At 44.1% G+C, this 19,346-nt stretch carries 20 protein-coding genes; 15 read left to right on the plus strand and 5 right to left on the minus strand.

What is annotated here, in order from left to right:
* A partial coding sequence (locus tag AB4583_RS12900) for an ATP-binding protein (RefSeq protein ID WP_065675938.1) occupies positions 1–114 on the plus strand: 114 nt, incomplete at its 5' end.
* Between the two features lie 420 nt (positions 115–534).
* Here AB4583_RS12900 and AB4583_RS12905 read toward each other — a convergent pair.
* A complete protein-coding gene (locus AB4583_RS12905; protein WP_372117587.1) occupies positions 535–1,293 on the minus strand; it encodes a hypothetical protein in 759 nt (252 codons plus the stop codon).
* Positions 1,294–1,545: 252 nt separating this feature from the next.
* Between AB4583_RS12905 and AB4583_RS12910 the strand changes: the two genes are divergently transcribed.
* The 6 genes from AB4583_RS12910 to AB4583_RS12935 all read left to right on the plus strand — a co-directional run bounded on the left by AB4583_RS12910 (position 1,546) and on the right by AB4583_RS12935 (position 8,216).
* A complete protein-coding gene (locus AB4583_RS12910) occupies positions 1,546–2,082 on the plus strand; it encodes a transposase (protein WP_372117590.1) in 537 nt (178 codons plus the stop codon).
* Between the two features lie 197 nt (positions 2,083–2,279).
* The gene (locus AB4583_RS12915; RefSeq protein ID WP_372117592.1) at positions 2,280–3,491 is read left to right on the plus strand and encodes a TniQ family protein; all 1,212 of its coding nucleotides are present in this window, start codon (positions 2,280–2,282) and stop codon (positions 3,489–3,491) included.
* Positions 3,492–3,493: 2 nt separating this feature from the next.
* Positions 3,494–5,581, plus strand: a complete 2,088-nt coding sequence (locus AB4583_RS12920; RefSeq protein ID WP_372117595.1) for a type I-F CRISPR-associated protein Csy2 — start codon at positions 3,494–3,496, stop codon at positions 5,579–5,581.
* A 6-nt stretch (positions 5,582–5,587) separates the two neighbouring features.
* On the plus strand, positions 5,588–6,619 hold the full coding sequence (gene csy3, locus AB4583_RS12925) for a type I-F CRISPR-associated protein Csy3 (protein WP_372117598.1): 1,032 nt from the start codon (positions 5,588–5,590) through the stop codon (positions 6,617–6,619).
* Between the two features lie 8 nt (positions 6,620–6,627).
* Entirely contained in the window at positions 6,628–7,233 is a 606-nt protein-coding gene (gene cas6f / locus AB4583_RS12930) for a type I-F CRISPR-associated endoribonuclease Cas6/Csy4 (protein ID WP_372117601.1), read from the plus strand.
* A gap of 434 nt (positions 7,234–7,667) precedes the next feature.
* Positions 7,668–8,216: a hypothetical protein gene (locus AB4583_RS12935; protein WP_151416712.1), complete on the plus strand. Its 549-nt coding sequence runs from the start codon at positions 7,668–7,670 to the stop codon at positions 8,214–8,216.
* 435 nt (positions 8,217–8,651) lie between these two features.
* On the opposite strand, the gene AB4583_RS12940 is transcribed toward AB4583_RS12935, so the two are convergent.
* On the minus strand, positions 8,652–9,167 hold the full coding sequence (locus tag AB4583_RS12940; RefSeq protein ID WP_102320869.1) for a DUF3299 domain-containing protein: 516 nt from the start codon (positions 9,165–9,167) through the stop codon (positions 8,652–8,654).
* Positions 9,168–9,283: 116 nt separating this feature from the next.
* Positions 9,284–10,105: a DUF4437 domain-containing protein gene (locus tag AB4583_RS12945; RefSeq protein ID WP_102320870.1), complete on the minus strand. Its 822-nt coding sequence runs from the start codon at positions 10,103–10,105 to the stop codon at positions 9,284–9,286.
* Between the two features lie 136 nt (positions 10,106–10,241).
* Here AB4583_RS12945 and AB4583_RS12950 point away from each other — a divergent pair, with 136 nt between their 5' ends.
* The gene (locus AB4583_RS12950; RefSeq protein ID WP_102320871.1) at positions 10,242–11,195 is read left to right on the plus strand and encodes a LysR family transcriptional regulator; all 954 of its coding nucleotides are present in this window, start codon (positions 10,242–10,244) and stop codon (positions 11,193–11,195) included.
* Positions 11,196–12,423: 1,228 nt separating this feature from the next.
* On the opposite strand, the gene AB4583_RS12955 is transcribed toward AB4583_RS12950, so the two are convergent.
* The gene (locus tag AB4583_RS12955) at positions 12,424–13,185 is read right to left on the minus strand and encodes a transporter substrate-binding domain-containing protein (RefSeq protein ID WP_017070266.1); all 762 of its coding nucleotides are present in this window, start codon (positions 13,183–13,185) and stop codon (positions 12,424–12,426) included.
* A gap of 286 nt (positions 13,186–13,471) precedes the next feature.
* Between AB4583_RS12955 and AB4583_RS12960 the strand changes: the two genes are divergently transcribed.
* The 4 genes from AB4583_RS12960 (at position 13,472) to AB4583_RS12975 (ending at position 16,629) form a co-directional block, all read left to right on the plus strand.
* Complete coding sequence (locus AB4583_RS12960; protein ID WP_017062229.1) at positions 13,472–14,521, plus strand: HlyD family secretion protein; 1,050 nt, start codon at positions 13,472–13,474, stop codon at positions 14,519–14,521.
* A 72-nt stretch (positions 14,522–14,593) separates the two neighbouring features.
* Positions 14,594–15,607 carry a DUF2955 domain-containing protein gene (locus AB4583_RS12965; protein WP_017070267.1) on the plus strand — a complete coding sequence of 338 codons (1,014 nt, stop codon included), beginning with the start codon at positions 14,594–14,596 and terminating at the stop codon, positions 15,605–15,607.
* Entirely contained in the window at positions 15,570–16,037 is a 468-nt protein-coding gene (locus AB4583_RS12970) for a MarR family winged helix-turn-helix transcriptional regulator (RefSeq protein ID WP_017062227.1), read from the plus strand. The genes AB4583_RS12965 and AB4583_RS12970 overlap by 38 nt, the downstream gene beginning before the upstream one ends.
* A gap of 52 nt (positions 16,038–16,089) precedes the next feature.
* Complete coding sequence (locus AB4583_RS12975; RefSeq protein ID WP_017062226.1) at positions 16,090–16,629, plus strand: lipocalin family protein; 540 nt, start codon at positions 16,090–16,092, stop codon at positions 16,627–16,629.
* 64 nt (positions 16,630–16,693) lie between these two features.
* Here AB4583_RS12975 and AB4583_RS12980 read toward each other — a convergent pair whose 3' ends face one another.
* Positions 16,694–17,032: a hypothetical protein gene (locus AB4583_RS12980; RefSeq protein WP_029235694.1), complete on the minus strand. Its 339-nt coding sequence runs from the start codon at positions 17,030–17,032 to the stop codon at positions 16,694–16,696.
* A 236-nt stretch (positions 17,033–17,268) separates the two neighbouring features.
* On the opposite strand from AB4583_RS12980, the gene AB4583_RS12985 reads away from it, so the two are divergent.
* The 3 genes from AB4583_RS12985 to AB4583_RS12995 all read left to right on the plus strand — a co-directional run bounded on the left by AB4583_RS12985 (position 17,269) and on the right by AB4583_RS12995 (position 19,320).
* A complete protein-coding gene (locus AB4583_RS12985) occupies positions 17,269–18,102 on the plus strand; it encodes an AraC family transcriptional regulator (RefSeq protein WP_017070269.1) in 834 nt (277 codons plus the stop codon).
* Positions 18,103–18,259: 157 nt separating this feature from the next.
* Complete coding sequence (locus tag AB4583_RS12990; RefSeq protein ID WP_102556266.1) at positions 18,260–18,988, plus strand: AzlC family ABC transporter permease; 729 nt, start codon at positions 18,260–18,262, stop codon at positions 18,986–18,988.
* Between the two features lie 2 nt (positions 18,989–18,990).
* Positions 18,991–19,320, plus strand: a complete 330-nt coding sequence (locus AB4583_RS12995) for an AzlD domain-containing protein (protein ID WP_372117612.1) — start codon at positions 18,991–18,993, stop codon at positions 19,318–19,320.
* Positions 19,321–19,346 lie beyond the last annotated feature (26 nt).

Genomic DNA, 19,346 nt, shown 5'->3' on the forward strand with positions numbered 1-19,346 from the left:
GGTAACGCCACTGTCGCAGACGCTCTAATGGATCGGCTGGTACACAATAGTCATCGAATAGAACTAGGAGGTGAGTCGATGAGAAAACTGGCGCAATCCGATCACTTAGAGTAAAAATAGGAAGAGAGAAAAACGGCAGGATCAAGTGATCGGAATAAACCGAAACGAGCGATCGCAATCACCGAAATACGCACTAAATCTAGGGGGTGTATTAAGTTTGTCGCATTACAATAAATTAGGCAAAGATGATATCGTAAAAATGTTAGGAAAAGCTGCGCTGAATTGAAATGGGGCAGATCTGAGCCAGCTGGCACTTTTTGAGAAAAGTGCCACGAGTAAAACTTCAGGCCTATGAAACCTCTGGACAGAACCTTGCCAGTTACATTACTAAATTAGGATATAACGGATTAGTTGAAGTATAGGAAGTTAACGCCGCAAACAACAGCGCTTAGGTTTGGCGGTGTTTTTGCTGCCTTTTTTTAGCAAAAACAATGACAAGCCGTAATGCGTCTGATTGATTTGCCTTGTTATGTGTCAAGGGCAGCGAACAGCCCATCGCTGACTAGCGGACAAAACTCCTGAGGTAGTACCACAATTCGCCAGTTTATCGTCACATGCTTTCTCAAAAGGTTGAATCGTATCTGAATGATGGAAAAGTGCGCAATTGTATACAATGTTTCTAGTGTTCCCTGAAAATACGGTTTTTGACTCCGCGTAAGATGCTATACATTCAGGGTCATTTTCGCAAAGGTCCAAGCAGCTATTACTGGGGTTCCCTATATCGGCACCAAGCTCGTCCTCAAGAGCTATGACGGTTGCGCTAGCGACAAAGCCTCCTTCCAACTTCCAGTAATAAACCTGATCCAATTGATTTTTTTCGAGAGTCAACAGTCCGTTGTTCGGGGGGAAACCACAACTAAATGCAGTGTTTCCACTACCATCATCCAACATGAACGAAATCTGTCTGAAGTCTCCTGTTGCATTGGGGGTTATGTGCGTTACTGACGGGCAGCCTTGCGGATATTGGCCCAGGTTCGCTAATGCCTCGCATATGTGTTGATGATTCAAATCGACAGAAAGATTCTGACTAACGCTGGTTGCAGCAACAGAAGCGCAGTCATTCACATCCCATAAGCCATCAGCGTTTATGTCCTCATTGGCGTCATCCACCCGGTTTTCATTGGTATCCCAACAATTTATTCCATCTAAGCCTGTTGCGCCTTGTGGTCCAGTCGCTCCTATTGAGCCCTGTTCTCCAGTCGCTCCATCGATTGGACAGCCAGTTAACATCATGCTACCTAAGATCACCCCCCTAGTTTTATTAGTGTGTTTTGATAATTCATACTCATACTCCTTTCAATTAGCCCCAGATCTAAACTTAGTAAAGTTTCTACTAAACGTGGGGGATTCTGGTCACATAACGAGGCTGTAGAATTTCTCCTCGCCCGTCTCAATTCTGATCCTACCGCCATTTCATCATGATATGAACTTGAACGCACTAATTCCTTGTGATCTAATCTAAATTATTCGCCACGAGACACGGTTATGCCCAACTTCAAAACCGATTACTCGAACCAAAACATGTTCGTCCCTATCATCATCGATGAACAACTCATCCCCGGAACTATCGAGTATGCGATTTCTCACATTGTCGATAACCACCTCGACCTCTCGCCCTTTGATGTGCACTACCACAACGACAAAAACGGGGCGGCGGCTTACCCACCTTCCATCATGCTTAAGGTTATTTTTTACGCCTATTCCCTCGGCATGTTATCTAGCCGTAGCATAGAAAGGGCTTGCATCAACAACGTCACCTTCATGTGCTTATCGGGCGATGAACGACCGCACTTTACCACGATCGCGGCTTTCATCGCACAAATGAAGGACACCATCGAGCCACTGTTCACTCAGGTTCTCATGATATGCGATGAACAAGGCCTAATTGGCCGTAACATGTTTGCTATTGATGGCTGTAAAATTTCATCCAATGCCAGTAAGGAGTGGAGTGGCACACACGAAGAGCTTCGCCGTAAAAAAGAAAAACTACAGATAAGGCAAACGTACAGTCTAAGATTTTGAGTAGATATTCGCGCTGAGAAGGAATGGGGCAGAATTTTCTTAGCTCTTTCGCATCATAGTTTGTGATCACCAAGCGATTCTGTCGTATTTTGAATGAGTTCATAGGCGTTTTTTGCAAAATATGTTGGCCTCTATGGTTGCAATGCATGAAATATCTCCGATACTAAAACTTAGAAACTCTAAGTTTTAGGTGGCATGTGAATACAGACATTCAACTTTATTCTGACGAATCGCTTGAAAGCTTCTTGTTGCGTTTATCGCAAGAGCAAGGTTACGAGCGATTTTCTCATTTCGCCGAAGACATCTGGTTCGACACCATGGATCAGCATGAAGCGATGGCTGGTTCTTTCCCCTTAGAGCTCGAACGAGTTAATATCTACCACGCTCAAACCACAAGCCAAATGCGAGTGCGGGTTCTCATTCATCTTGAGAACCAACTAAAGCTCAATAACTTTGGTGTACTGCGCCTAGCGCTATCACATTCAAAAGCTCAATTCTCTCCGCAATACAAAGCTGTACATAGATTCGGGGTTGATTACCCTTATGCTTTTCTTCGCAAACGCTTCACGCCTATTTGCCCGCTGTGTATTGACGAAGCTCCCTACATTCGCCAGCAGTGGCAATTTATCTCTCACCAAGCTTGTGAACATCATGGCTGTAAGCTGATTCATCACTGCCCTGAGTGTAAGTCGAGGCTTGAATACCAAAGTACCGAGATTATTAGCCAATGTGAATGTGGTTTCGAACTCCGAAATTCGCCAGTAGAAGATGCGCCAGAGGTGGAGGTATTAGTTGCTCAATGGTTGTCAGGGAATGATTCAAAATCCTTGGGATTACTAAAAGGAGAAATGACGTTATCTGAGCGCTATGGCTTTTTACTTTGGTATGTAAATCGTTATGGCGATATCGATGACCTCAGTTTTGAGTCATTCATTGAATATTGTGGCTCTTGGCCAACGGCATTGTGGCAAGACCTCGATGCCTTGAAAGAGAAGGCAGAACTTGTGCGAGTAAAAGATTGGAAGAAGATGTTTTTCAATGAAGCTTTTGGTGCTCTGCTTAAAGATTGCCGTCAGTTACCCAGTCGGCAGTTGAGTCACAATATAGTGCTTGCACAGATGTTAGCTTACTTTACAAAGCTAATGGCAACAGTGCCCTCAAGCGGCAAAGGAAATATCGGTGATGTACTGCTCAGCCCCTTAGAAGCTTCTACATTGCTTTCTTGCACCACCGATGAAGTGTATCGGCTGTATGAGTTTGGTGAGATTAAAGCCGCGATCAGGCCGCGAATGCATACAAAGATAGCGAGTCATGAGTCGGCGTTTACTTTAAGAAGTGTCATCGAAACAAAGCTGACTCGAATGAGCTCTGAAAGTGATGGTTTAAGTGTATATCTACCTGAGTGGTAATTATGACGAAATTAAGTGGCTTATTAGCAATTGAAGACGAGGCAGTAAAGCAGTCTGCTTTAAAGAAGATGTTCATGCCCTATACGGAAGATGTCTGTGTTGATGGGTGTGAAAAAGAAGCGCTAACGATCTTACTCAATCTCAGTTCAAGCCATCAATCAGATAGATGCTTGGATTGGTTGGATATTGCCCGCGCTAAAAGGCATTTAAAAGCCGCAGAGAACCTAGAGGCATCCCTTGATGAGATCAAATGGTTCCACACTCATAATCTCAAGTTTCCAGACTGCCGAGTTAAAAATCAGCGGATAGTTGCACAGGCTCTTACGACAACCGAGTCGTTTATTTCAAGCTCAGTACTAGAGCAACGATTGGGATGGTCGCATAGCCCTGCGCAGTATCGTCATGTATTGTGGTTACTAAGCTCATTCAGTTGGCAATCAGAGCCTGTGTGTATTATTTCTCTAATTAAGCAAGAAAACTCAGTTTGGCTAGAGCTGCTTAAAGAGTTCGGATTGGAGGCTGAGTCACTTTCTCGATTACAACTTACGCTGGCAAAAGACCTTCCTGATAGCTCCTTTCCCAACAGTGTTAGTACTTACAGTAAGCAACTACAATTTCCATGGAATGGTGATTACGTTTCGGTCACACCTGTGGTTAGTCATACCACTCAATGTGAGTTAGAAATAAAAGCGAGAAGTCGTGAAAGTAAACTCAAATTTGTGTCTTCTTCACAGCCAAATCCACAAAATAATGGGAATCTGTGTGGCAGTTTAGGTGGGCATATGAAAGTCCTAAACTATCCGCTAGACGTTAAACCAGCGCAGGGTGGGACGTTACCTGAAAGTCGCAAAAAGAGTGGCCACTACTTTGATGACTATCAGGTAACTAACGCTAAAATCTGTCAGGTGTTAAATCATCTAATTGGTTCAGAGCCATCAAAAACACAGAAGCAAAGGGAGAGCGCTCGTAAGGTTAGAAGTAAGATATTGCGAAAGCAGATAGCCTTGTGGATGCTTCCATTAATTGAGTTAAGAGATATCGTTGATGCTGACCCCAACCAACAGCAATTGGAACATGATGACACTTTAGCTCAAGCCTTTTTGACCCAACCAGAATCGGATCTGGGCTCTTTAGCTAGTGAGTTTAACCGTTGCTTACATCTCGCGTTTCAGAATAACAAGTATGCCGCCAAGTTTGCCTATCATCCTAAGCTAATGCAGGTCGTCAAAGCCCAAATTGTATGGGTACTTGAACAACTTAGTAAACCAAATAGCAATGAAGATAAGGTAGCGGGTGAGCAGTATATCTATTTGTCATCAATGAGAGTGCAAGACGCGGTCGCAATGAGTAGCCCATATCTGTGTGGTGCTCCTTCTTTGGCGGCTATTTGGGGGTTCATGCACCATTACCAAAGAGAGTTTAATAAGCTAGTTAATTGTGATTCCCCGTTTGAGTTTTCGAGTTTCTCTTTTTATGTTCGAAGTGAGAACATTCAACCGACGGCCAAGCTTACCGAACCCAACTCAGTCGCTAAAGCACGAACGGTTTCTAACGCGAAGCGACCAACTATTCGTAGTGAACGATTGGCAGACCTAGAAATAGACCTAGTTATCAGAGTCCATAGTGACAGCCGAATTTCAGATTTTAAGTCCGCACTTAAAACGGCACTTCCCGTCGCTTTCGCCGGAGGGGCATTATACCAACCACAGCTCTCGACGCAGGTTGAGTGGCTTAAGACGTTTACCAGCAGGAGTGAGCTTTTCCATGTCATAAAAGGGTTACCAGCATACGGGCAATGGTTGTACCCAAGAGAAAATCAGCCGAGTGATTTTGATGAGCTAGAACGTTTAATTACTAAAGACGCTGATAACTTGCCAGTTTCCATCGGCTACCATTTGTTAGAACGTCCAACTAAACGGGGCAACTCAATCACCAGTTGTCACGCTTATGCAGAGAACGCGATAGGGCTTGCTCAGCGAGTCAACCCGATAGAAGTGCGTTTTAGTGGAAGAGATCACTTTTTAAACCACGCCTTTTGGTCGATAGAATGCAGTAGCGAAACTATTCTTATAAAAAATTATAGGGATTAATTGCTTATGGAACTTTGCACTCAGCTGAATTACGTTCGATCACTCTCTGCTGGCAAAGCATATTTCTACCATCTTTCTAAAAGTGGTGAGATGTGTCCCCTTGAAGTTGATAGAACTAGGTTGCGCGCACCAAAAGGGGGTTATGCAGAAGCCTATAAAGGGGGCAAGTTTGTAAAAAAGAATGTTGCTCCACAAGACTTAGCTTACTCCAATCCTCAGTTCATTGAAGAGTGTTACGTAAAGCCGGGTGTAGATGATATCTACTGTGCATTCCCCCTTCGAATTCGAGCAAATTCTCTAACCCCTGATATCTGTAGTGACGGTGAAGTACGCGGTAAACTTTCATTACTGGCTAAAACTTACAAAGAGCTCAATGGGTATCAGGAGCTAGCTCATCGATACGCAAAGAACATCCTGCTTGGCACTTGGCTTTGGAGAAACAGAGAGTGTCGACAATTGTCGATAGAAGTGACCACCAGTGATTCACAAACCTTGATTATAGAAAACGCAACAAGGCTTTCTTGGTATGGTCATTGGGACGAAGATTCAGCAGGATGTCTAGAAAAGCTCACAGCCTATTTGATGCGAGCCCTGTCTGACCCGACCGAATATTTCTATATGGATGTCAAAGCTAAAATTGGAGTTGGTTGGGGAGATGAGGTTTACCCAAGCCAAGAGTTTTTAGAGAGCCGAGAAGATGGTGTTCCTACTAAGCAGTTAGCTACTGTCGAACTATTGGACGGAAAAGAAACCGTTGCTTTTCATGGTCAGAAAATTGGTGCAGCGTTGCAATCGATTGACGATTGGTGGCATGAAGATGCAGATAAGCCATTAAGAGTGAATGAATACGGGGCAGACCGAGAATACGTGATAGCAAGGCGACATGTGTCCCATGGAAATGATTTTTACCAATTAGTCAGAAATACAGAGAATTGGATTGAGACAATGACAGCTTCTCAGACCATCCCAAATGACGTGCACTTTATTATGTCGGTCTTGATCAAGGGTGGTCTCTTCAATTGTTCCAAAGCGAAGTAAGGATGACTATGACGAAGCGTTACTACTTCTTAATACGTTACATACCTGCACAAGCCGACCATGAATTATTGGCAGGCCGGTGTATATTCCAAATGCACTTGTTTATGGTCAATAACCGACAAGCCATGAATAAAATAGGTGTGAGTTTTCCGGACTGGAACGAATCTACAGTTGGCCAAACCATTGCCTTTGTTGCTGAAGATAAAGAGATGATGATTGGACTCGCTTTTCAGCCCTATTTCTCTGTGATGGTAAATGAAGGTTTATTTGAGATCTCCAGTGTTTGTGAGGTGCCTGACATTGCGGTTGAGGTGAGGTTTACCCGTAATCAAACGATTGGGAAAAGTTTTCTGGGCTCCAAGAAACGTCGAATCAAACGTAGCATGGCGAGAGCCGATTTCTCTGGTGATGGACAATCATTACCAGCCACTAATGAAGAGCGAATCATCGATAGTTTTCATCGAATCCCAATCTCCAGCGGTTCATCTGGGGAAGATTATATTTTGTTTGTACAAAAGGAGCTTGTTAGTGAGCGCGATGCAGCAAACTTTAATAGTTATGGTTTAGCCACCAATCAAGAGAGAAAAGGCACGGTTCCAGAGTTACGTGTTTGACCCTTTTTTGACAGCCCGTTTTTAGAGATTTAAAAACAAGGACTTACAGAAGTAAGAAGAAAAAGGGTATTTTATGGATTTGCGATGTAAAACCCGTGGAATTAACAGCTTAGCGACTATAGTTAACAGTGTCCTGCCGCATAGGCAGCTAAGAAAATGTCGCGCACATAAGGTTGAAACCCGGTTAAGTGTCCTGCCGCATAGGCAGCTAAGAATAGGCCAGGAAGAAAGCAACCAGCCTGCTGAGCAAGCAGTTAAGAATCAAAACCATCATGTTTAGGCTTGATGGTTTTTTATTAGTTGGTCGATTTTATCCGAGGTGTTTTTTAACACGGAAGTTTCCAGAATCTTCATAGGTTGAATTAGCCAGGCTTATCATTTTACCAACATATCCCTATAATACTTTTGAGGTTGTAGTAAACAAGAGACACGGTATGAGTAAAATTATCAAGGCAGCTTTTGATGGCAGTGCTAATGATAGTATAAGCGATATCATTGCTAAAGTTATGGCACTTCGTCTGGAAGAATCAGAGTATAAAAATGACGAATTTTATCTATCAGATGAAAACTATGAATTAGCGAATATTATTATTGGTCAACTAGATGATCAAGCCCAAAAGCTAAGGGAGGCTTATCGCGAGATAGAACGATCAGCGCATGTTGAGAGCTACTTTGACAGCTTAACTATTGATGAGCTGCTTGTTGCTAATAGTTGTATCCGAGAGTTTGAAATGATTCTCAATGCAAAGTATTACACCATGAGTGGTTGCGTTATCGTTTCAGGGGCGTCAGTGATGCAAATAATGAAACAGATTCGTATGTCAGCAGCTAAGTTACGTAGAGTTATTGGTGATCTGATGTCTGTCGAGCGCCAACTTCGAGTTGCTTCAACGAACAAATATGACAGTAGCTTTGAGATGACTAGTGATAAAATCACAAAGCTCAAATTAGCAACAGAAGCAGCGATCACCAGTCATAGCTGAGGTAGGTTTTAGTTGGAAAGCCTCTATTAATTATAATTTACGGCTTGTTGTTAGCTTTTCTCATAGTAATGATCTTGTTTGGGGAGCACAAAAGGACTATCTGATCCGCCCCACTATCATTGGATATCAGTTAGGCCACTCCATACCTAAAGCTATCCGAGGTTTTATAATTTGGCACAAAACTAAACTCGATTTTGTCCACAAGCTTCTCTGGTTGAATTTTTACCCGTGGCACTTTCTAACTCGAAAGTGCCCCATTCCAATTCGGGATGCATGTCTGTCACACTTCAAGGCTAGCCATTTGGTCTACATTTTCTAACCAGTGCAGTGTCTAGTGAAGTGCGGGCTAACCAAATGGCTCTTTCCTTAGTTGTTCACTACCAGATCATTGGTTTGGGTCACCCGCAGCCCTATAGAGTCTCTAGTTTTACTAGATCACACTTTGTTATATATCTCTAAGCTCGCACCTTCAATGGAATAGCCTGACTCGACCCCTATGTCATCAGAAATTACTGTTTCTGTTTTCAAGGTTCCTGTGATGTAAACGATATCCCAAAGGTCTTTAGTTGGAGTCCCTTCTTCAAACTTGACGTAAATAATCTGGTTTGGAGGTGGTGGTGGAACGTGAATACACGCACCATAAAAGGGAACCAAAAGAAACTCAGAGATTGACTCTGAGTCCCCTTCTAATGGAATCACGAAACCCGGTATTTTGACGTTGCTGCCATTCAGTTCTGGACGAACACTTCCCACTAGAGCCTGCTGAGCAACATTCGCACTATGGTCAAGGGCAGCAAGGGTTTCATCGCTGACGCGTGCACGTTCGCTTTCTGGGATCAGATCAAGCCACTCAATTTCTACCGTATTTTCATCGCGCACTTGGTTTGCTGCAAAAGAGGCAGAGCTGAATGTCACCATGATCAAAGAAGCGATGAACAATATGTGTTTCATATATTAACCTTTGTATTGTACATAACCCTTGTGCTGCACAGATTTGCGCGTCGATGGAAATTGCCACCGGTTTAAGGGGGATTAAGCCGATGGCGAGGGACAAAGCGAGCTAGGGCTTATTTCACTTGGTACTTGCTGTTAGTACGGATGTAGATTGTTGCCTCAGAGTCCCCCGTGTTGGTGATGTTATGAGAGAACTTGCCCTCAGATTCCACGTAGCTTCCCGGGTTTAAAGTAAGATTGCTGCTTTGTTCTTTTGAGTTGTACTCAATCGAGCCTGCAATCACAACGGCGCGGAACTCACTTGCGTCCGTGGTGATTTTTCCTTCAAAGCCGGCAGGCAGTTTGATCATTGAACCACCCATGTCAGAAGTGCTACCCCAAACATACGTTGATTGAACACCGTCTACTTTGATATCGTGAAGATCACTGCTGTTTAGCCACACGATATTGTCTTTATGCAAGTTTAGAGGACGTTCGCCATTATCGAACTTCTCTTCAGATGGTTGAACTAGATATGGACCCGCATCAATCTCAAGGTAGATTAGGTTTGTTTCACCGTTTGCGGCAGTGGTGTGGTCTTCACCTGCTGGTTGCGTCCAGAACGAGCCTGTTGGCATCCACATCTTTTCTGATGTTGGATCGTCATTATGCATTTGACCTTCAATGACCACACCGCGGTACGTGATGTTATGAATGTGCGGTGGTGACTCAAAACCCTTGTTAAAGCGTACCAACATACCTGTTGCGGTATCCGTTGTACGGTCACCCCAAAGGTCCGCAGCTCCCGGGCTAAGTACGCCGCGCAAAGGGTTTAGATAACCCCACTCAATATCGTTTACCGCGACAACTTTTGAAGAACCTTCATCGGCAAAAGAAGGTGTAGTAAGTAGCGTTGCGGCTAGTGCTAATGTCGATGCTTTAAATAATGATTTCATAGTAATGTCTCTGCTGTATTTGCTTGAGATTAATAATATTCAAAATTATTCATTCGATAAACGGGCTAATCTTTAATACACTTTCCTTAAATCGTGGATAATAAAACTGACCATTCGAGTAGTGAAGAGTATAGTGATGAAAATTTCAGATTTACAGGTTTTGTTGAAAGTTGCTGAGCTTCAATCGATTACAGCCGCGGCGAATCAACTTGATATGAGCTCTTCTGCTGCAAGTGTGTCATTAAAACGGATAGAGCAAGAGTTAGGAGCCGAGTTATTTGTTCGAACGACGCGAAAGATGCGCATGACCCCAGAGGGTGAGCGGTATCTACCTTTGTGCCAACAAGCATTGGATTTGTTGCAACAAGGGCAGGTGTTGGTCAATGAAGAGCAGCAATCCATCAGTGGGGAAGTTCGTATCGCGGTGTCTTCTGAGATGGGGCGCAACCTGATGCGCGTTTTGCTTAATGATGTAATGGACAAGCATCAAGACCTGTCATTGAGGCTCCATGTGAGTGATAGCCGAACCGATTTTTACCGCGATGGGGTCGATGTGGCGTTACGAGCTATGACTAAAGGTGCCGCGCAAGAATCCAACTTGTATGGATTTAAGATCTGCGATATCCCTCATGTTCTATGCGCTTCTCCTGATTATATTGAAAATCATGGTCGACCTTTGGTTCCTGATGATTTATATCAACATAAAGCCTTGCTCTACAAACTGTACGAAGTCGTGCACGACGGTTGGGATCTTTATCATGGTGATCAAAAATACAGAATAAAAATGAACAGTGATCGAGCTGTGAATGATGGTGATATTGTTCGTCGGTGGTGTATTGATGGGGTGGGGATAGCGAAGAAATCCGCTATTGATGTCGGTGAAGATTTACTCGCGGGCCGATTAGAGAGGATATTAGTTAATAGCGATATACCACTGACCGAAATGTGGCTGATATTACCGAGTCGTCAGTTGATCTCTCCAGCGATTCGATTAATACGTGATGAGCTAAAAGTCAGGATTCACCAGCTTCGCGACAACTTGCTTGAGCAAGGGTTGATTGAAACTCGTGAATGGCCGTTGGATAACTAGCTATGGTCGCCAATAATTGTTCTAGAGACAAGCTAAACCAGCGTTTGCCATACTTCAGTTAATTCGTCTTTCCCTAATTTAGCAAAAGTGCTAACTCAGAAATGTCCGTGCGACCTGAAGTCGTATGAAGCGTTGTTCACCACGAAGAGTGAACCATCTGTACCACCAGATGCCCCTAAGAGCCTGAATAAAGCAGCGGCTCTGACAATGTAACGAAGCTTGGTCGTTAAACTGAGCGGGAACGGAATCGTGAGAGGACGTTTCTCCTGACAACCACAAGTTGGGTGAGTGCTAGGGGGGCAATATGATGAATGTAATGTGAATCCATTTAAGGCGCGTTATATGATGAAGCAGCGGAAGTGGTTAATACGCTGTAGCCAAAAGGCAACGAGAGTCGGAAAGAGATTGGACATTACTCTTTCGTGGTCATTGCACTCTCCGCACCATTGTGGGCATCTAAGTTGACATTTTACGCGACATACGGAACAGGGTAAGCCTGTATATCTCCCTATGGGAAAGCAGCCTGTGAAGGTTGCCGATAGGTATGCAGGTAAAGGAGGTTAGAAAAAGCGAATGCTACTTTGTAATGAAGTAGATACAGGTTTATATCTGGCGCGAAAGCGAGCTGACTTCTAACTGGTCTCCCGTTGCGAGATAGCTTGAAGAACTTTATTAAAGAAGAAAAGCAAATGATGATTTCGAATGAAATTAGTGCGTCTTCTGACAACGAACCGTGGTTTCTTATTCATCAAGTGGTCATTGGGTCAGTTTTAAAGCTTTGAGTGTGTATCGCAAAGGTAATTTTGTTACTGGGTGCTTAACGGTGCCTTTGTGGAGGCTTGAGCCGTATGCAGTGAAAGTTGCACGTACGGTTCTGAGGAGGGAGGCACCTGGTAACAGGTGCCGCCTATCCGACAGAAGCTTCTTAGCGCATTAACTCATCTCTTGTGATCACCAAGCGATTCTGTCTAGAGGATTAATTGGAGCGTAGTAAATTTACTACGTTGAATCTTAGTCGTTGTTCAAATTTGCAGACTTTCGATGCAATGTTATGCGAACTTATGTTGCAAATTGTACTTTAACTCTTTGATAATTGGTTTGCGTTATGAAGACTTATGTTGCAAGCATCACCTTAAAAAAGCCGCTCTTTATGAGCGGCTTTTTGCTATCTGATGCTTTCTAAAGTGAACACAGTTCGCAATTAGTTTAGTCCACACTGCATACCAAACTATTCGTAAATGCTGTATGAAAAATACTTACTTGCGATTTTTTGATGCTGGCCATTGTCGATCAAGCGCTGGATACCGTCATCAATAAGATCTTTGAGTTCATTATCTTGTTTTCGTACCGCGACACCAATACCACGCCCGAACCATTTTTCTTCTGTAAATTTAGGACCCGTAAAGTGGTAGTCCTTACCTTGCTCCGTTTCAAGAAAGCCCGTATTGAGTCCCATAGAACCACCAAACACGCTATCTAGGCGCCCGTTGAGTAAATCGGTAAAGGCTTCGTCGAATGATCCATAACGCTTGATATCTACATTTGGGTAGATCTCGGAAAGGTATTTGTCACCAATGGTAGCGCGCTGAACTCCAATTGTTAGTTCATTTAAGCTGCCGTCATCCATATTGATTTCACGCCCTTTTTCCATGACAAAACGAGTGGGAACTTTAGCGTAAGGCATCGTGAAGTTAACTTTCTTTTCACGTTCTTCGGTAATTGTCATAGCCGCTATAATTGCATCGTTTTTACGGCTTAAAAGCGAAGGGATAATCCCGTCCCAGTCAGTTTTTGAGATGATACATTTTACTTCTAATTCGACACACAAGGCGTTGGCTAAATCGACTTCAAACCCCTCTAATTCACCATCTTGCGTTGTCCAGCTGAATGGTGGGTATGCTCCTTCCACCGTAAATCGGATTTGCTTCCAATCTTTTGCGTAAGTAAATACTGAGAAAACACTGACGAATACAACAAATATCCACTTCATTTTTATTTCCTTATAGTTTTAATGGATAAGTTGGTTAATCAAATGTTAAAGAATATCAATGTTAATGCATATCATTGTGAGCAAAGGCATTAGATAACTTCTGGAACTCTTGCTTCCCAAACTAACTACACGACTTTTTCGTATCTAAATTTCTATTTATATCTTTCATAAACAGTAGCTTGCTGTACTTCTCGCAAGATCTTTAAGATACTCACCTTTGATTTATGTTGCATCTGAAACAAAAATCAATACAATGAGCGCATTATTTTGTTGTAGGTGAAACATTATGGCTAATAAAGCATATCAATGGATGCTCTATCTAACACTTGGCACCAGTGCCTTGTTTGCTCTTTTCTTGGTGGCAAGTGACAACCTTGCGCCGTTCACAACTCAAGCTCAATTGCACATTCCAACCAGCCGTATTGCTGCAGAAGTGTCGGCGCCAGTGGTGGAGTTGGCTGTTAAGAATGGTCAGGATGTAAAAAAAGGGGAACTGCTAGTTCGCTTAGATCCAACTCGTTTTGAATTGGCGTTAACTCAGGCTGAAGCGGCTTTGGTTGAAGCAGAGCAAAGCTATGAAGCAAACAAGCAGCACTTGCATGGCGCGGAAGCGACGTTACGTCAGCGCCAACACGAAGCTCTGAATGCCGAGAGAAAATTGAAGCGTAACCAGCAATTGATTTCGAGAAAACTTGTTAGCCAAGAAACGCTAGACGATAGCCGATCGGACACGATTGTAAGACAGCAAGCCGTCGAAGCTGCGCAAGCCGATATTGAGCAGATAAAAGCTGAGCTTGAGAAAAGCAGCGACAACGGTGCTTTGGCTGTTGCTCGAACTCGCGTTGAACTGGCGCAATTGGATTTGGACAAAACGACAATCGTCGCGCCTGTTGATGGCGTAATCAGCAATCTCAACCTTAACTCAGGAACCTATGTTGGCGCTGGCAGCCCCGTTTTGTTTTTGGTTGATCGCCAGCATGCTTGGATTAACGCAGACTTCAACGAAAAGGGCAGTGCAAATCTGACTGCGGGAACAACCGTTCGTTTGGTGTTTGATGCAATGCCTGGTGAGGTGTTTGAGGGAAATATTCAAGGTCGTGAACTGGCTATCTATGATGCGAGCAGCGACAACAGCGGCCTCGCGAAAGTCGTGAATGATGATCGCTGGATTCGAGACCAACAAAAAGTGCGTACACAAGTAACGTTGCCGTCACTTGATCACTCATTGTTCTCAGGCTCTAAAGTGAGCGTGATGGTGGTGCCTGAAGCGACGTTTTGGGATGTGATCGGAAGTGCATGGATGGAAGTGCTAGCTCGCATTCGTTACCTAGTTTAACTGTGCTCTTCAATCATCGACTAACTGACTACCCACTGACGAAATAACGATTTACGACCTAAGAGGCAGATTATGAATAACGAAGTTCGAGGCCCGATTAACTGGTCTGAAGTAGCTTGGATCAGCGCTATCGTGTCTTTGGGTATGTTGGCTCAACTTTGGCTACAGCTAGGTGTTGCGGCGTACCTCGCTCTTTATCCGGTAATGGCGGCGACCAAGATTAACGACTACTCAGTGAGAGGTATGCTCAAAGCGTTTCTCCCTATCTTGGGTGTCGCTTGTGTGGCTCTGCTTGTCGATCAGTTATTTGCCTCACACCCGGCAGTGGTTTGGGGGATCAGTTTATGGGTATTTGATTTAGCAAGAAGGTGGGCCGACACGCCTGCCAAACTTGGGAAAATCTACATCCCATTGCTCAATTGGTTTTTGGTGATTGTGTTTGCACAACATGGCCCAATGCCGATGACGGACTGGGTTCGCGATATAGCAGTGAGCATGGTGACGACCATGGTTGTGGTGAGATTTGTGATGCTGTTCTTAAAGCCGCCCAAAGCGATGTCGCCGCTGCCAATGCAAAGTGTTCCTGTGACGTACCAGCAGCGAGTGATATATGTGGTCATGCTTGGAGTTGGTTTAGCATTTTTGATGATGGTCGATTTGATTGCCGCGACGTTCTGTATGATGCCTGTGATTATTGCGGCTGCGCAAAGTGAACGCATGAACTATCAAATGGTGGTGAAAAACTGTTTACAAGCCCACGTTGGTGGTTGTGCATTGGCGTTGGTCTTCGTAACCTTGTTAGCGGGGCAACACTCCTATAATTGGGTGTATATCATTGGACTAACAAGCTTGGTGACCATGATAGCAATTTGGATCAGCGGCAGTCGTGGTGGCGTGCGAGGTATGCATACTGAAGCGATGTTAGGAACTATGCTACCATTGCAACTCTATGTTTCAGCAACCGATCTTGGTTTGCAAGATACCTACTTTCGTGCAGAGTTAATGTCCATCGTGTTGGTATTATTAGTGGTCTGCCAAGGAATTATATATGGAAAATCAACCAGCATTATCCATCACCGGAATTGATGCACTCGACAGCAATCCTATGTTCTTAATGGGCTTTGCTTACAAACAGTTTCGAGCTCAAGTCACCGCTGAGATGGGCACCACTTCGGGCATTTCTCTAGAGATGTTTGGTGCGCTTCGAGTGTTAGATAAGCATGGCAAAATCACTCAGCAAGAGTTAACCAATTACTTGCTTCGAAATCGCTCTGTGACCAAGCGTTTGGTTGATAACGCGATTAAGCTGAACCTTATTGAGGCCAGCAAGAGTGAAACGAACAAAAAGGTAAAACTTCTTTCTTTAACGGAAGAGGGCAAGAAGCTTGCCGAATATTGTGAGCCTATGGTCGATAGTATCAGCGAGCAGTTTCAGAGTGCGTTGAGTGAAGACGAATCCAAGCAGTTACAGACCTTGTTGGCTAAGCTTGTAAAAACAGACCAATTCGTCGACTGATTATGCGATCGAAGGTGTGGGTCTAATAACAATCGAATAAAGAGTAAGTGACATGACATACAAAATATTAGCGATGCTAATGATTAAGCTGTTGTTTACGTTTCGTGGCAGTAAACCTACGTCTAAAATCCCCGCCTCTGACTTTGATGCCGAACGCTTCGCTGGTACATGGTATTCCGCTTGTTTTATCCCGCATCCATTGCAATCAAAGCTCGGTTCTTTGTCGTTTAGCTTTTTATTTGAATCTGACGGTAATCTTAAGCTGACAACTCGAGGCTACAACGCGAAAAAGAATGAGTGGAAGACCAAAGAACAAGCCGCAACATTTAAGGGCTCTCAAACCGAAGCGTGGTTTTCAGTCGAAGCGAATAGCCCTTATGAGAAGCAGAGAAAGGTAATTTTCTTGAATGAAGATTACACTCAGGCTTTGTTGGTGGGTCCTACCAAAAATACCTTACAGATCTTGTATCGCACTGCAGAGTTCACCAAACAAGACTTAGACTCGCTGATTGAACGGGCGCAGAGCATGGGTTTTAAAACCAGTAAGCTAGTTCGTGTGTCACAACATATCAATGATGTGCCTGAACAATAAAGTAAGTTCGGCTAGTCCTGACTAGGTAGCTCGGCTAACAAGCAAACAACATTGCTAACCCGTTCTAATTCGCTGGCAGCACAACAGCCGACGCATCTTCCTCTGAATCTTCTTTGTCTTCTACTTGGTCAGTTACCCAATCAATTGTCTTTGTTAGATAAAGCTTGTTGGTTTCGGTATCGCACCAACTCTTGGATAATCCTCTTCGATTGAATTCACTGCCAATTGCTGCGAGTGTCTGGTTACTTGAGCGCCCGTAATACAAGGTGTCGCACAGTTGCAGGTTCGACATCGATTGTGGGTATGTGTTAACCGACGAGGAGTTCATGCTCAGTGCTTTTGATTGGTTATGAGTACATCCTGTTAGGCTCAGGAAAAAGAAAAGGATTAGCGTATTTTTCATGGTGTATCAGGTCTATTGCCGATGATTTGAAGACAGTATTGGCGTGTATGATTAGATTATTGTCAATTTTTTGCCAACTAGTTATAGACCAAGACTTTCCTCCCAGTTAGAAAACGTTATTAAGCCAACGACAAAAACGGTATTAACAAACAAAAGCGCAATTTTGTACAAAAGCTGAAAGAGACTATAGAGTAGACTGATAAGTCGCTCGATAATCAACAGGCTTGGGAATTGTTATGGAGAACAAGAAACGCTCTAAAGAGAAGGCCGAATATAAGATAACCGAAGAGCTCGGCGGCCTTGAAATTCTTAATGCTGAATACGAAAAGCAGAACTTCTCGCGCCACAGCCACGAAGGTTACACGCTGGGAGTCATCGAGCAGGGCGCTCAGCGTTTCTATCGAACGGGCGGGCATCATATAGCACCACAAGATGCGATCATTCTGGTCAATGCCGACGAAGTTCATAGCGGTCACTCTGCCACTGAAGGTGGTTGGGCATATCGAGCCATGTATCCTCTCCCAGAGCAACTTGCCAAGATCACTCAAGAGCTTAACCTACCGAACTACGGCGCGCCTTACTTCCCAAGAGCGGTTGTTGAAGACCCTGAACTCGCCAATCAATTGAGATTAGTCTTTAACACGATTGATGAATCTGACAATCGCTTGTTAAGAGAAACCTTGATGTACGGGATGTTGGTTAAACTGATTAGCCGACACGGAAAATCGCCGCTTAACCCTCAACTCGATGGGAAAACTCAGCGTCAGCTCGTTCTGGTTAAAGAGTTCTTAGATGATTTTCCACAAGCCGATGTTTCCCTGGACGAACTATCTAAATTAGCGGCATTGAGCCCGTTTCACTTAGTGCGTTCTTTTCAAAAAGAGTTTGGTCTTCCGCCACATGCGTATCAAATCCAATCTCGGTTAAGGCTTTCGCGTAAGTTATTGAAACAGGGACATACCATTTCTGATACCGCGCAAGAGTGTGGTTTTCATGATCAAAGCCATTTTCATCGACACTTCAAAAAGGCCAATGGATACACGCCGGGGCAATACATCAAAATGCTCTAAACTTGCGTGGCTAAGGCATGGCTAACTTGTGTTAAGTGCGGTTAAGTGCTGTTAAGTGTGGCAAACAGAGGGGCATGAAATCGAGCAAGTTTGTACAATCGAACCGACTCAACTCCTCTTACATTGAATAGCCAATGTGAAGAGAGAAAAGAACTATATGGATAGTGAAACAATGGATAGACGAACGCAGTTATGGAAGGGCGTTTTAGCGGGAATGCCCTTGAGCATTGCGGTAATCCCTTGGGGAATTCTAGCTGGCTCATATGCGATAGATGCTGGATTGAATCAGCTTCAAGCGCAAGCGATGTCGGCTATTCTATTTGCTGGCTCTGCACAACTTGTCGCTGCAGGTATGTTTAAAGCGGGTATTGGTTTAGGCACCATGTTGTTGACTACCTTATTCATCACGTCTAGACACTTTCTGTATAGCGTATCGATGCGTGACAAAATCAGCCATCTTCCTGCGCGTTGGCGTCTATTACTCGGATTTTGGCTCACCGATGAGCTGTTCGCGATTTGTAGTGGGCAGTCTCAGAAAGAATTTAATCGCTGGTATGCTGCGGGTGTAGGCGGCGGTTTTTATCTCGTTTGGAATATTGCGAGCTTTGTCGGCATTGTCGCGGGAAGCCAAATTCCTTCACTCAATGAAATTGGGCTCGATTTCGCGGTCGCAGCAACCTTTATCGCCTTGGTGTTCCCATTAATCCGAACTCTACCCGTCGTAGTGTGTGTGGTGGTTTCATTGGTCACTTCGGTTGCCATGTCGGTTAACAATATTGAGGGCGGGCTAATGATTGCAGCGATTGCCGGTATGTTAGCGGGCTTTATCAGCGAATCGTTCCAAGAGCGAAACAACGGTAACAAGACAATCGTGGAGGGGAAATAGAGATGATTTGGTTAACGATATTCCTCATGACTGCGATTGTTTTCTTTAGTCGGTATCTGTTTCTTGAGCCTGCAATCCCGCTTCGACTCAATCAAACCGCAAGGCGCCTATTGCGCTATTCAAGCCCAGCGGTGCTGACTGCGATTTGGGGGCCAATTGTATTTGCTCCTGAACAAACATTTTGGCCAAGCTTTGAAAACCCATACTTGATAGGCGCGCTGGTCACAGGTCTGTTGATTTGGAAAACAGGCAATGTGCTACTTACTATCGGCGTCAGCATGGCGGTGTTTTTGTTCTATAACCTTGTTGCGGTTGATTACCTTTTCTCGTGAGCTTCAACTTCAATGTCAACTTAGGC

It is taken from the genome of Vibrio sp. 10N.222.49.C12, from assembly GCF_041475025.1.
Lineage (GTDB): Bacteria > Pseudomonadota > Gammaproteobacteria > Enterobacterales > Vibrionaceae > Vibrio > Vibrio crassostreae_C.

Bases quoted from the DNA above. Each gene is read 5' to 3' on its own strand.
- AB4583_RS12985 (WP_017070269.1), top strand. From the start codon at position 17,269: ATGGAGAACAAGAAACGCTCTAAAGAGAAGGCCGAATATAAGATAACC.
- AB4583_RS12995 (WP_372117612.1), top strand. From the start codon at position 18,991: ATGATTTGGTTAACGATATTCCTCATGACTGCGATTGTTTTCTTTAGT.
- AB4583_RS12960 (WP_017062229.1), top strand. From the start codon at position 13,472: ATGGCTAATAAAGCATATCAATGGATGCTCTATCTAACACTTGGCACC.
- AB4583_RS12980 (WP_029235694.1), bottom strand. From the start codon at position 17,032: ATGAAAAATACGCTAATCCTTTTCTTTTTCCTGAGCCTAACAGGATGT.
- cas6f (WP_372117601.1), top strand. From the start codon at position 6,628: ATGACGAAGCGTTACTACTTCTTAATACGTTACATACCTGCACAAGCC.
- AB4583_RS12965 (WP_017070267.1), top strand. From the start codon at position 14,594: ATGAATAACGAAGTTCGAGGCCCGATTAACTGGTCTGAAGTAGCTTGG.
- AB4583_RS12950 (WP_102320871.1), top strand. From the start codon at position 10,242: ATGAAAATTTCAGATTTACAGGTTTTGTTGAAAGTTGCTGAGCTTCAA.
- csy3 (WP_372117598.1), top strand. From the start codon at position 5,588: ATGGAACTTTGCACTCAGCTGAATTACGTTCGATCACTCTCTGCTGGC.
- AB4583_RS12975 (WP_017062226.1), top strand. From the start codon at position 16,090: ATGACATACAAAATATTAGCGATGCTAATGATTAAGCTGTTGTTTACG.
- AB4583_RS12945 (WP_102320870.1), bottom strand. From the start codon at position 10,105: ATGAAATCATTATTTAAAGCATCGACATTAGCACTAGCCGCAACGCTA.
- AB4583_RS12920 (WP_372117595.1), top strand. From the start codon at position 3,494: ATGACGAAATTAAGTGGCTTATTAGCAATTGAAGACGAGGCAGTAAAG.
- AB4583_RS12940 (WP_102320869.1), bottom strand. From the start codon at position 9,167: ATGAAACACATATTGTTCATCGCTTCTTTGATCATGGTGACATTCAGC.
- AB4583_RS12910 (WP_372117590.1), top strand. From the start codon at position 1,546: ATGCCCAACTTCAAAACCGATTACTCGAACCAAAACATGTTCGTCCCT.
- AB4583_RS12990 (WP_102556266.1), top strand. From the start codon at position 18,260: ATGGATAGTGAAACAATGGATAGACGAACGCAGTTATGGAAGGGCGTT.
- AB4583_RS12970 (WP_017062227.1), top strand. From the start codon at position 15,570: ATGGAAAATCAACCAGCATTATCCATCACCGGAATTGATGCACTCGAC.
- AB4583_RS12935 (WP_151416712.1), top strand. From the start codon at position 7,668: ATGAGTAAAATTATCAAGGCAGCTTTTGATGGCAGTGCTAATGATAGT.
- AB4583_RS12955 (WP_017070266.1), bottom strand. From the start codon at position 13,185: ATGAAGTGGATATTTGTTGTATTCGTCAGTGTTTTCTCAGTATTTACT.
- AB4583_RS12905 (WP_372117587.1), bottom strand. From the start codon at position 1,293: ATGATGTTAACTGGCTGTCCAATCGATGGAGCGACTGGAGAACAGGGC.